9 protein-coding genes are annotated in these 12,755 nt (G+C 61.1%); 8 read left to right on the top strand and 1 reads right to left on the bottom strand.

Features of this window, described 5'->3' with window-relative positions:
* Window positions 1–60 precede the first annotated feature (60 nt).
* From ABDX87_RS00755 to ABDX87_RS00745, 3 genes are all read left to right on the top strand, one after another.
* Window positions 61–1,530, top strand: coding sequence for a sensor histidine kinase (locus ABDX87_RS00755; protein WP_346831111.1), 1,470 nt, complete (start codon window positions 61–63; stop codon window positions 1,528–1,530).
* A complete protein-coding gene (locus ABDX87_RS00750; protein WP_346831110.1) occupies window positions 1,505–2,998 on the top strand; it encodes a sigma-54-dependent transcriptional regulator in 1,494 nt (497 codons plus the stop codon). Before ABDX87_RS00755 ends, ABDX87_RS00750 begins: the two co-directional genes overlap by 26 nt.
* A gap of 102 nt (window positions 2,999–3,100) precedes the next feature.
* On the top strand, window positions 3,101–3,574 hold the full coding sequence (locus ABDX87_RS00745; protein WP_346831109.1) for a Dps family protein: 474 nt from the start codon (window positions 3,101–3,103) through the stop codon (window positions 3,572–3,574).
* Window positions 3,575–4,215: 641 nt separating this feature from the next.
* Here ABDX87_RS00745 and ABDX87_RS00740 read toward each other — a convergent pair.
* Window positions 4,216–5,646, bottom strand: a complete 1,431-nt coding sequence (locus ABDX87_RS00740) for a mechanosensitive ion channel family protein (RefSeq protein ID WP_346831108.1) — start codon at window positions 5,644–5,646, stop codon at window positions 4,216–4,218.
* Window positions 5,647–5,936: 290 nt separating this feature from the next.
* On the opposite strand from ABDX87_RS00740, the gene ABDX87_RS00735 reads away from it, so the two are divergent.
* The 5 genes from ABDX87_RS00735 to ABDX87_RS00715 all read left to right on the top strand — a co-directional run bounded on the left by ABDX87_RS00735 (window position 5,937) and on the right by ABDX87_RS00715 (window position 11,932).
* The gene (locus ABDX87_RS00735; protein ID WP_431061296.1) at window positions 5,937–6,902 is read left to right on the top strand and encodes an MBL fold metallo-hydrolase; all 966 of its coding nucleotides are present in this window, start codon (window positions 5,937–5,939) and stop codon (window positions 6,900–6,902) included.
* An 83-nt stretch (window positions 6,903–6,985) separates the two neighbouring features.
* A complete protein-coding gene (locus ABDX87_RS00730) occupies window positions 6,986–7,870 on the top strand; it encodes an AraC family transcriptional regulator (protein WP_346831107.1) in 885 nt (294 codons plus the stop codon).
* A gap of 80 nt (window positions 7,871–7,950) precedes the next feature.
* A complete protein-coding gene (locus tag ABDX87_RS00725) occupies window positions 7,951–9,225 on the top strand; it encodes a cytochrome c (RefSeq protein ID WP_346831106.1) in 1,275 nt (424 codons plus the stop codon).
* Window positions 9,222–9,686 carry a (2Fe-2S)-binding protein gene (locus ABDX87_RS00720; protein WP_346831105.1) on the top strand — a complete coding sequence of 155 codons (465 nt, stop codon included), beginning with the start codon at window positions 9,222–9,224 and terminating at the stop codon, window positions 9,684–9,686. Before ABDX87_RS00725 ends, ABDX87_RS00720 begins: the two co-directional genes overlap by 4 nt.
* Window positions 9,683–11,932 carry a xanthine dehydrogenase family protein molybdopterin-binding subunit gene (locus ABDX87_RS00715; RefSeq protein WP_346831104.1) on the top strand — a complete coding sequence of 750 codons (2,250 nt, stop codon included), beginning with the start codon at window positions 9,683–9,685 and terminating at the stop codon, window positions 11,930–11,932. Before ABDX87_RS00720 ends, ABDX87_RS00715 begins: the two co-directional genes overlap by 4 nt.
* Window positions 11,933–12,755 lie beyond the last annotated feature (823 nt).

Here is a 12,755-nt window from a genome sequence, read left to right as displayed (position 1 = left end):
CTATACCGACTTTAAAAAGTGACCAGGACGGCTGTCATGGGATCTATAGGGCGCAGTGAAATGCTGACTCAAGCCAGCATCAAAGAACTCGAAAAAAAACCACGGCCTCGCTTCAACCTGCTGCGCTGGTTTTCAATCGTCAGCTTGTTGGTCATCGCTTCGGTGGCTATTGGATTGGGGCTGATTTCCACCCGTTTCGTCATCAGTGAAGCGGTCCAGCGTGACTCCCTGCTGACCTCTCAATTCGTCCATGCGATTGCCAGTGCGGAAATCCGCCATGCTGAAATTCCAACCACCCGCACCATGGCCGAACTGCTGGATACGCGGCGCGATTTGCCGGTGGCGGATGTCGACCCGGAGACGCGGCGCAAATCCCGGGACGAGTTTCTCGATCACATTTCTTCATTGCCTGATGCCTTGCTCGTCAACGTCTACGCCTCGGACCGTGTGATCATCTGGTCGACCAATCCGGCCTTGATCGGCAAGGCCATTCTTGGAAACGACGACCTTGAAGCGGCGTTCCGTTCGCGGCAACGAACCGGCAGCGCGCACCATGAAACCCAACGCCATCAGAACGAGCAGAAGTTCCTGAATCCCCCGGATTATCTATTCATCGAGAATTACGTCCCGCTGTTCGACGCAGAAGAAAAAGACGTGCTCGCAATCGTCGAAATCTATAAGGAACCCAAGGACCTGATCGCCAGTATCGAGCGCGGCTACGTCGTGATCTGGGTGTCCACCGGCATCGGCGGCATGCTGATTTACCTCGGGTTGTTCTGGATCGTACGGCGGGCCTCCAGACTTCTGGAATACCAGCAACGGCAACTGATCAACAGCGAGAAGTTCGCCGCTTTGGGCGAGATGTCATCGGCTGTGGCGCACAGCCTGCGCAACCCGCTGGCGACGATCCGGTCCAGCGCCGAGCTGGCGCTGGAAGTGGTGGATCCGGCCGCCCAGAAGAACATCAACGACATCATCAACCAGGTCGACCGCATGTCGAAATGGGTGCGCGAACTGCTGCTCTCGTTACGCCCCATCAGTGGCGAATCCGAGGCGGTGGATGTGGTGTCGTGCATGCAGGATGTTCTGCAGTCCTACGAACAGCAGATTCGTCGCGCCAATATCGAGGTGGAGTTCAACCCGGTCGAAACCCCTCTGGTCATCAGCCAGCGAATTTTGTTGGCACAGATCCTGAATAGCTTGATGGCCAACGCGCTGGAGGCAATGACCAAAGACGGCAAGTTGAAGATTGACGTCGTTTCCGAGCCTGCCAGCGGCCGGGTTTACCTGACGGTGACAGACAACGGCAAGGGCATGTCCCGGCAGCAGGAGGCAATGGTGTTCAAACCCTTCTTCACGACCAAGCAGGGAGGTCTGGGCGTGGGGCTGGTTCTGGTAAAGCGGATCATGGAGCGGTTCTCCGGCAAGGTCTCGTTGACCAGCCGTGAACAGGAAGGTACCCGTGTGAAACTGACGTTCAAAATTGCGGCGGGAGGGGTACTCGATGGAACACAGCATACTGGTGGTTGAAGATGACGAGCTCCTGGCCAGCAATATCCAGACCTATCTGGAGCGTCGGGACTTCGAGGCCAGGGTGTGTCATTCGGCCGAGGATGCGCTGAAGCTGTTGCAGAACTGGCGCCCTGATGTCGTACTGACCGACAACTCCCTGCCGGGCATGAGCGGCCATGAGCTGATCAATGCACTCAAGGAAAGCGCGCCGGACCTCAAGCTCATCATGATGACCGGCTACGGCAACATCGAAGATGCGGTCACGGCGATGAAAGAGGGTGCTTTTCATTACCTGACCAAACCGGTCGCGCTGCCTGAACTGAAGCTGCTGCTGGACAAGGCGCTGGCCGCCGAACGTCTGGAGCGAACGCTGTCCTTTTATCAGGACCGGGAGGCCAAGCATTCCGGCCTGCAAGCCCTGATTGGCGACTCGCCGGCAATGATGCACGTCAAGGGCGTGGTCACCCAGCTGCTCGACGCCGAGCGCCGCATGACCAGCAGCGACCTGCCACCGGTGCTCGTCGAAGGCGACACCGGCACCGGCAAGGAGCTGATTGCCCGCGCCCTGCATTTCGATGGACCCCGTGCCAAAGGGCCGTTCGTGGAGTTCAACTGTGCGTCGATCCCGGCGCATTTAATCGAGGCCGAGCTGTTCGGTCATGAGAAAGGCGCTTTTACCGACGCCAAGGATCGCCGCACGGGCTTGGTGGAAGCCGCGGACGGTGGCACGCTGTTCCTTGATGAAGTCGGAGAAATGGATCTGTTGCTGCAGGCCAAGTTGCTCAAATTGCTCGAAGACCGCACGGTGCGCAGGATCGGCTCGGTCAAGGAGCGCAAGGTAGACCTGCGGATCATCAGCGCCACCAATTGCAACCTCGAACAGATGGTGCAGCAGGGTAAATTCCGTCGTGACCTGTTTTTCCGCCTGCGCATCATCTCCATCAAGGTGCCGCGCTTGCAGGCAAGGGGCGACGATGTCATCCGCCTGGCGCGGCACTTCCTGCAGTTGCATGGCAAGCGCTATGGCAAGACCGATCTGTATTTCAGTGCCGAGTCCGAACACCTGCTGCGCAGTTACAGCTGGCCGGGTAACGTCCGCGAACTGCGCAACATGCTCGAGCAGACAGTGCTGTTGACGCAAAACAGCTGCATCGCCCCGCATCAGTTGGGCTTGTGCATGAGCCTGATGGATGAGCCGATGACGCCTCACGGGTTCATGCAGCCGTTCAATCCTCAGGCACCCTCGCATCAAGGCCAGGCGCAGTCTCAGTCGTCCTATCAACCGCACCCTCAATCGCCCTTGGCAGACGAGGGGCTGGGCAACATGAACCTGCCTGAAGTGGAAAATGAAATGGTGCGCAAGGTCCTCGACAAAACTGACTGGAACGTGACCAAGTCGGCACGCCTGCTGGGGTTGACCCGCGACATGCTGCGCTACCGCATCGACAAGCTCGGATTGACCCGGCCAGACCGCACGCAGCCATAGCGATTGTTGATGGCCGCGATTGCCACGGCTGATTTCCGACCCGGTGAACGGCTCCCTACAATGGTCTCATCACGAGAAAACAGACCATCAGGGAGCAACAACATGGCTATTGAAATCGGCATCAACGAACAGGATCGCGCAGAGATCGTCGAGGGGCTGTCGCGGCTGATCTCCGACACCTACGTGCTGTACCTCAAAACTCACAACTTTCACTGGAACGTCACAGGTCCCATGTTCCGTACCTTGCACCTGTTGTTCGAGGAGCAATACACGGAACTCGCCACCGCCGTCGACGCCATAGCCGAACGGATCCGGGCGCTGGGCTTTCCCGCACCCGGCACCTATTCGACTTACGCACGCCTGTCGTCGATCAAGGAAGAGCCGGGCGTACCCGCGGCCACCGACATGATCAAACAGCTCGTGGAAGGCCAGGAAGCCGTGACCCGAACCGCTCGCGGGCTGTTCCCGCTGCTGGAAAAGGTCAGCGACGAACCCACTGCCGACCTGCTGACTCAGCGTATGCAGGTCCACGAAAAAGCGGCGTGGATGCTGCGTTCGCTGCTGGAAGACGAATGACCTGAAAGCGTTTCAACGGCCCCTGGTGCTGTGTGGATCAGGGGCATTTGTATGCAATGCGCTTTATGCGTGGAGCGCGCCCAAGCCTTTCGAGCGGAAGCAGGATTTGATCGTACCCACGCTCCGCGTGGGGATGCAGGCTCTGACGCTCTGCGTCTACTGGACCTGCGGTTGCACCTCAGATCGGTGGGCGTCAGCGTGCTGACGAATGCGAGTTGTCATTCACCCTTGATGTTCCTGACCCAGCGCATTCGTCCGAAGTGCGGCCCATACCCTCGTAACCTCGGACGTCTCCCACAGGTCTCGCGGCGCAGACGAAATATGGAGCAGGCACCGGACCTGTGGGAGTCAGCTTGCTGACGAATGCGGCGTGTCATTCACCCTTGATGTACCTGACCCAGCGCATTCGCTGCCCTCGTAACCTCGGACGTCTCCCACAGGTCTCGCGGCGCAGACGAAATATGGAGCAGGAACCGGACCTGTGGGAGTCAGCTTGCTGACGAATACGAGTTGTCATTCACCCTTGATGCACCTGACCCAGCGCATTCGTCCGAAGTGCGGCCCATACCCTCGTAACCTCGGACGTCTGCCACAGGTATCGCAGCGAAGACGAAACCTGAAGCAGGCATCGAACCTGTTGATCAACGCTTCTGCAACCAGCCCAGAAAATTGTTCTTCTTGATGATCACCGGTTTGCGCAGCAGTACATGCTGGGTGCTTTGCTGACGAATCGCCTGCAGTTTGTTCAGCGCGGTGGTGATGTCGGCGCGGTGTTCCATGCACTGGCGGGTGGCGGCTTTGTCGATGCGGTAGACGACGCAGGAGGTGAGGGCGATGAAGCGCGCCTCCGAAGGGGTATCGGCAAGTACGCTCTGTTCGCCCATCACTTCGCCCGGGCCCATACGCCCGACCTCGACCATAGTGCTGCCATCCGGCACGTTGGCCGAGACCACGCCGGTGGCGATGACCAGCAGCCCGTCAGTGATGTCCCCTAGTTCGACGATGGTCTGACCGGTCGTGTATTCGCGCGACACCATGGTCTGCGCCAACTGGGCTTTCTCGTCGGCTGTGCTGGTGCGGAAAATCTTCACTTCGTCCAGCAATGCCCTCGGGCGCGACACGGCTTCGGCCGTGGTTTCCGACTGCCAGGCAATACCGGCCGCTTCCAGGTGACGATACGCCAGGTCGAACAGCAAATTGCGCACATCGCTCTTGTTCGCCAGGTCGCTGATGAAACCGGTGACGGAGTATTCAATGGTCGTCGGGCTGGTGTCTTTGACGACGGCGCGGGGGCGGGGTGTCGGCAGCAGCGCGCTGCAACCCTGCAAAGCGCGTTCAAGTGCATCGAGTACCCGACGCGGGCGGATATGCGGCGACATCATGATGTTGATGGACACCCCGTGAATATTGGCCGGTCGGCTCAAATTCACGATTTTCGCCTTGGCCGCCACCGAGTTGGGGATCACCACCATTGTGCCGACCCCGGTCAGCAGGTGCGTGGCGCGCCAGTCTATGTCCATGACCTTGCCTTCCATGCCATCAATGGAGATCGAGTCATCCACCTGATAGGGCTTGGTGGTGTTGAGAATGATCCCGGAGAACACGTCGCTCAATGTGCTCTGCAACGCGAGGCCGACGATGATCGCCATGGCGCCGGAGGTCGCCAGCAGACCTTTCACCGGCAACTGCAACACATAACCGGCGGCCGCCACGATGGCGATCAGGAAGATCACTGCGCCAATGACCTCCTGCAACAGTCGCCCACTGTGGCCGACGCGTCCCGTCAGCAACAGGCCCAACAAGACGGTCAGGGTGCGAGCCGCATACATCCACCAGACAATCGCCAGCGCCGTCGCGCCAAACTGAAGCGCGCTGTCGTCCGGCCAGGCCGGCGCTTCCAGCGGGCTGACGCCGGCATTGATGATCACCAGGCTATAGGCGACAAATCCGGCCAGGCGAGTGGCGATCCGCGCCAGGCGGTTGCGGTCGGCCAGGAGGTGCCAGGCGACCACGTCGGCCAACAGCAGAAGCAGGCTCCAGGCCAGCGAGTAGTGGGGGACGGCTGTAGACATTGAGGGATATCCGCTAGAAAGTTGCAGGTCGCTGTGGCATGCGCGGATGGTAGGGACACAGGTGGCGAGCTGTCTATAACCGAAGAGGCGTGGGGCTGCAGCAGGCGGGCGTTCGTGCAGCCAGAAGCCCTGCAACCCCTCTATGCGGGAACGGGAAGCGCGAGGTGAAGAGGCGCTCCCAAAACAAGCACATTGCTTCAATCGCGCGGCGCACGCGAGCCTCACCATCGAGCGCCTCTCTATACATCGATTCGAGGCTTCCCATGCGCGCTTCTCTGTTTCCCCTGGCCATGATTGCGGGACTGGGCATGGCCTTGTCCATCCCCTTCGCCGCCGCGCAACCCCCTGCCCAGCAGAAAACCCAGGCGCCGGGTTATTTCCGCCTTGCCGTGGGCGATTACGAAGTCACCGCGTTGTTCGATGGTTACAACGACCTGTCACCCAAGTTGCTCAAAGGCATGAAGCCCGAAGAGATTCGTGCGCTCTTGGCCCGGCATGCCATCGAAACCCCGGGCGTTCAGACCGCGTTCAATGCCTTTCTGATCAATACCGGCAAAAACCTGATCCTGGTCGACACCGGCGCCGGGCAGTGCATCGGTGAAACCGCCGGCATGCTGCCGCAGAACATCAAGGCCGCCGGGTATCAGCCGGAACAAATCGATACGATCCTGCTGACCCACCTGCACCTGGATCACGTATGCGGGCTGGTCGACGCCAACAAGCAGCCGGTGTTTGCCAATGCCACGGTCTATGCCGCCAAACCCGAAGCCGATTACTGGCTGGACCCGACGGCACTGAATCGCGTACCGGAACAAGCCAAAGCCTATTTCAAGATCGCCCAGGATTCGACGGCGCCTTACGTGGCGGCCGGTCGCTTCAAGACCTTCGATGCGGGCCAGTCCCCTGTCGCTGAAGTGCGCACCACGCTGGAGGCGGGGCACACGCCGGGCAGCACGACTTATCAGTTCACCTCGAACGGGCAAAGCATCCTGTTCATCGGCGACCTGGTGCACAACCTCGCCGTGCAGTTCGAGCACCCGGAGGTCAGCATCGCCTTCGATGAAAACAGCAATAACGCCATCGCCAGCCGCGATGCCGTCTTCAGCGATGCAGCTAAGCGCAAGATCTGGGTCGCGGCCGCCCATTTGCCGTTCCCCGGCACCGGCCACATCGTAGCGGTCGGCAAGCATTTCCAGTGGGTGCCGGTCGAGTACGGTCCTTATCAGCGTGCGGCACACGTGCCTTTGGTCGACTAAGATTGCCGCAAGCCAGCCGTCCCTATACAGGGAGTGGACGGTTGGCTGAACTCATCAAACAGGATTCAGACGAGGAGGCATCCTTGAATGCGCCCCTGATCAAACAGCTGAGCCATGACAGATTCACCGCCGTGCGCATCAGACAGACAACGCCCGACCCTGAAAAAGTCATCGATATTCCCTGTCTCGATGCGTTCTCGATCATCGTCCAACTGCAGGATTTCGCCGCCCATCGTTTGTGGCACGGACGACGGCTTAATTATTCTGGCGGCTATCACGCGGGCAGCGTGTCCTTGCCCTTCATGGGCAACGAGCTGCGCTGCCAGCATCGTTCGGCTTACGACAACCTTCGACTGACGATCTCCCGCCAGACACTGGACGAGCTGCAGGCTGAGCGCGGCGGCAAGAAAATGGGCGTCTTTCGGTACGAGCAGGGCGGTGCTCAGGACGCCGTGCTGTTTCACTTGGCCCAGGCGATGTTGCCCGCTTTACAGCAACCCGAGACGGCTAACCGACTGTTTCTCGATCATCTGTTATTGGCAATGTGCAGCCACGCCATCGATCGGTACGGGCGTGTTGCGCCGGTATCCGGAAAGCCCCACGCGTCACTGACCCCTGCACAGTTGGCCATCGCCAAGGACATGATCGCCAGTCAGCTGGACGGTGAACTGTCGGTGGAACGCATTGCCCAGGAATGCGCACTGACCCGCAGCCACTTTTCCCGGGCCTTCAAACAGGCGACAGGCATCGCGCCTCATGCCTGGCTGTTGAAAATGCGCGTCGAGCGTGCGCGAGAACTGCTGCGCGCCGTGCCGCCCATTCCCATGGCGCAGATCGCGCAGGATTGCGGGTTTGCCGATCAGCCACACCTGACCCGCGTGTTCACCCGCCTGACCGGTGAAACCCCCAGCGCCTGGCGCAATCGGCAACGAGGCATGGGACTTTTTTCGAGTCAGGCGTCGGAATGAGCACGGCGGTACAAGCCGATCTGCGAGCCGACCGCTAGATTCTCCGCTCGACAAGCCGTGAATCCGAGGAAGGCCCGACCATGAAGCGAATGACGCTCTGGGCAGTGTTGCTGATCGCATTGATCGGCGTAATCGTGTGCGCCGTGATGATGTGGCGCCCGTCCATCAAACCGCTCGACACGCCGGTCACGGCGGACGCCACGAAGATCGAGCGCGGCGCCCGGGTCGTGGAGCAGGGCGACTGTGCGGTCTGCCACACGCGACCCGGCGGTGCCTACATGGCGGGCGGGCTGCCGCTGGTGACGCCGTTCGGCACCCTCTACACCACCAACATCACCCCTGACCGGGATACCGGCATCGGCAATTGGCCGGAAGAAGCCTTTGTTCGTGCGATGCGCAAAGGCATCTCCCGCGACGGGCATTTTCTTTACCCGGCGTTCCCCTACGTGCATTACAGCCGGATGTCGAACGCCGACATCAGCGACGCTTACGCTTATTTGATGAGCGTCGACCCGGTGCAGGCGCGCGCGCCGGAAAATCACATGATGTTCCCGATGAACTTCCGGCCACTGGTGTCGTTCTGGAACCTGCTGTTCCTTCGCGACGACCCGTTGGTGCCGGTCGCAGGGCAGTCGGAACGTTGGAACCGAGGGCGTTATCTTGTCGAGGGCGCAGGGCATTGCTCGTCGTGCCACACGCCTCTCAACTTCATCGGTGGCGAAAAATCCAGCGAGCATCTGGGGGGCGGTCTGGTGGATGGCTGGCACGCGCCGGCCCTGACCGGCATGGCCCAGGCGGCCAATCCGTGGACGCCGGAGCAACTGGTGGCTTACCTGCGCGGTGAAGTCGCGCCGGGTCATGGTGGCGCCGCCGGGCCGATGCTACCCGTGAGCCTGAGCATGGCGCAGCTGCCTCGGGCGGATGCCGAAGCCGTCGCTGAATACATCCTCAGCCTGAGCGCTGACAAAACTGCGCCGGTGTCGAGTTGCGTTGCGGCTCCGCCCGCAGCAACCAAACCCGATCAAAGCGAAGGCGCGGCGTTGTTCGCAGGCGCCTGTGCAGGTTGCCATGGCGGTGGTGCCCCGATGCGCACGATTGACGGCCGCCCAGGCCTGAGCGTGGTGTCTGCAGCGACCTCGGACAGTCCGCGCAACCTGATCAAAACGATCCTCGAAGGCATTCCGTTGTCGACCCGCGCGCCCAGTCATTACATGCCAGGGTTCGCTGACTCCCTCGACGACGCTCACGTCGCCGCACTGGCCGGTTACCTGCGCGGTCAGGCGTGTGCCGCCAAACCATGGGCCGACCTTGAAAAAACCGTCACCACGATTCGTCATGAGGGGGAGTCGAAATGATCACCTTGAACGTCAACGGCAAGGATCATCAGCTGGATATCGATCCCGACATGCCCCTGTTATATGCCTTGCGTAATCATCTGGAACTCAACGGTGCCAAGTACGGCTGTGGCCTGGGTCAGTGCGGCGCGTGCACCGTGATGGTCGGCGACAAACCGGTGTTTTCCTGCCTGGTACCGGCCGCCGCGGCGTCGGGCAAAACGGTCCGCACCGTGGAAGGGCTCGGCAGCGCCGACAAGCCGGGACCATTGCAGGCCGCGTTCATCGACGCGCAGGCCGCGCAATGCGGTTACTGCATCGCCGGCATGATCATGCGCGCTCAGGCCTTGATCGAGACGGTGCCGCACCCTTCTGATGAACAGATTCGCGAACACATGGCGCCCAACCTGTGCCGCTGCGGGACTCACATGCGGATCTTCTCGGCGATCAAGGCCGTGGTCGCCAGCGGGGTGAAAGCATGAAGAACCGTCATGATGAGGTGGATCAGGGCCGCCGCGCCTTCCTGATCAATGGTGCGCTGGTGGTCGGGTTCGCCATGGTTCCGGGCGCCGGTCGGGCGTTTGCCGATACCGAAGTCGACACCCTCGGGACTCAGGTGCTGGCGCCGGACTTACCGGGCAGCCTGCGCACGAACCCGTTCCTCGATGCGTGGATTCGCATCGACGAGAAAGACGGCATTACCGTGTACACCGGCAAGGTCGAACTGGGGACAGGCGTCAAGACGGCGTTGCTGCAAGTCGCCGCCGAGCGCCTTGAGGTCACGCCCCAGTCGATCCGGTTCCTGACAGCCGACACCGCGTTGACACCCAACGAGGGCTACACGGCGGGCAGCCACACGATGTTCGACAGCGGCACGGCATTGTTCAACGCCGCTGCGCAGGTTCGACAGTTGCTGCTGGAATCCGCTGCGCGGCAATGGGGGCAACCGGTCGACACCCTGAGTACCCGAGACGGGAACGTGCTGGGTCGTGAAGGTCGATCCATGACCTACGTTCAGGCCGTTGCGGGCGTGCAACTGCACCGCTATGCGAGTGCCGATTCGCCGAAAAAATCTCCCGAACACTTCACATTGATCGGCCACTCGATGCCGCGTCTGGACATTCCGGGCAAAGTCAGCGGCGTCGCCAGCTACGTGCAGGACATGCGTCTGCCCGGCATGCTGCATGCGCGGGTCATCCGTCCGCCCAGGCGCGGCAGCCAGTTGCTGGAAATCGATCAGGCGGTCATCGAGCAAATGAACGGCGTGCTCAAGCTGGTGCGCGACGGCAGCTACCTGGCGGTGGTCGCCAAGGACGAGTGGCAGGCGATCAAGGCCATGCGCAAAGGCTATGAAGTGGCGCGCTGGTCCGATGGGAACCCGTTGCCTGACGCCCGAAACATACATCAATTGCTCACCGAGCTTCCTTCACGGCGGTATCCCATTACCAGCAAAGGCACGCCGGATGCGCCCGTGCCCCACGGCTGGAAGACCAAGGTCACCAAGCAATACCTGATGCATGGCTCTATCGGGCCGTCGTGTTCGGTTGCCTGGTTCAAGGACGGCGTGTTGACGGTCTGGACGCACACCCAGGGTGTTTACCCCTTGCGTGCGGGCATCGCCGAAATGGTGGGTCTGCCTGTGCAGCAGGTGCGTTGCATCCACGTCGAAGGTTCAGGGTGTTACGGCCACAACGGCGCCGACGATGCTGCCGCCGACGCGGCGTTGATCGCGATGGCGATGCCAGGCCAGCCGGTGCGGCTGCAATGGATGCGCGAGCAGGAAAACCTCTGGGAGCCCTACAGCTCGGCCATGCGTGTCGAGCTGGATGTCGGTATGGACGGTTCCGGTCGCTTGCAGCACTGGAACACCGAACTGTGGACCACGCCGCACAACGAGCGGATCGTCAACGCAGGTCGCTTGATGCCCTCATGGTTACTGGCCCGACCCTTTACGCCGTCGCCTTCGGTGCCCATCGCGCAGCCCGAGGGCGACGGCGACCGAAACGTCGTGCCGCTGTACGACGTCGCCAGCAGCCGGATCAACATGACCTTCGTCACGCAGATGCCGTTCCGGACGTCGGCGATGCGTTCGCTGGGGGCGCACATCAACGTCTTCAGCATTGAAAGCGCGATGGACCAGATGGCGGCACAGGCGGGTGTCGATCCGGTTCAGTTTCGCTTGCAGAACCTCAGTGACCCCCGCGCACGGGCCGTTATCGAGCACACGGCCAAAGCGTTTGGCTGGCCGCAAAAGGCGCCAGGTCCCGGGAGCGGTATCGGTTTTGCGTTCGCCCGTTACAAGAACATCATGGGCTACTGCGCGATCGCGGTTCAGGTGCACGTCCAGCGACAAACAGGCGAGGTGATGATCGACCGGGTGGTGACGGCGGTGGATGTCGGGCAGATCGTGACGCCAGACGGTCTGCGCAATCAGGTCGAGGGCGGGATCGTTCAATCGGCCAGCTGGACCCTCTACGAGCAGGTGGATTATGACCCGCAGGGTGTGCGCAGTTATGACTGGAGCGGTTATCCGATCATCCGGTTTCCAGCGTTGCCGCGTCAGGTCGAGGTGGAATTGATCGATCAGCCGGGCCAGCCGTTTCTGGGGGCAGCGGAGATTGTGCAGGGGCCGATGGCGGCGGCGCTGGGGAATGCGTTGAGCCAGGCGGTAGGGCGACGGCTGGTGGATTTGCCGTTGGCGCGGCGGGGCTGGCAACTACGCGAATAGTCGGGTTCGGGCGGCAGCTGACGAATGCGGCGTGTCATTCAGCGTTGATGTATCTGACCCGCCGCATTCGTCCGAAGTGCGGCCCATCCCCTCGTAACCTCGGACGTCTCCCACAGGTATTGCAGCGCAGACGAGATAGATCGATCGTTCCCACGCTCTGCGTGGGAATGCCTGCCAGGACGCTCTGCGTCCACGTTGACGCGGAGCGTCAGTCGCTGCGTTACCACGCGGAGCGTGGGAACGATCAAACAGAAACGTCAGGTTGATGCTGTCCCTGTAGGAGCGTGGCTTGTCCCGCGATCTGCCGCGCAGCGGTAGCAAAATCAGGCGACTCGATTCTGCCTGACACCCCGCGTGCGCAGGTCTTGCTGCCGGTTCCCGGCAGATCGCGGGACAAGCCACGCTCCTACAATTTGGGACGGAGGGCGCTTGATGATCGAATCAAGAAAGCGAAGAGCGTTGGCCCCAGACCAAAAACAGAAACGTCAGGTTGATGCTGTCCCTGTAGGAGCGACCGGGGTGGCGTTCCACCTTGCCCGCGATCTGCCGCGCAGCGGTAGCAAAACAAGCGACCCGCTTCTGCCTGACACTCTGCATGCGCAGGTCTTGCTGCCGGTTCCCGGCAGATCGCGGGCAAGCGCGCTCCTACAGTGAAGTTTGGAGTCCAGACGGTTGATGCTTGAATCGAAAATACGACGAGCGTCGGCTCCAGACCAAAAACAGAACATCAGGTCGACGCGGTCCCTGTAGGAGCGTGGCTTTTCCCGCGATCTGACGCGCAGCAGTAGCAAAACAACCGATCCCCGCACCCACCTCAGAACCA

The sequence above is a fragment of the Pseudomonas abietaniphila genome, from assembly GCF_039697315.1.
Taxonomy (GTDB): domain Bacteria; phylum Pseudomonadota; class Gammaproteobacteria; order Pseudomonadales; family Pseudomonadaceae; genus Aquipseudomonas; species Aquipseudomonas abietaniphila_B.
This window is presented reverse-complemented; position numbering and strand designations above follow the sequence as displayed.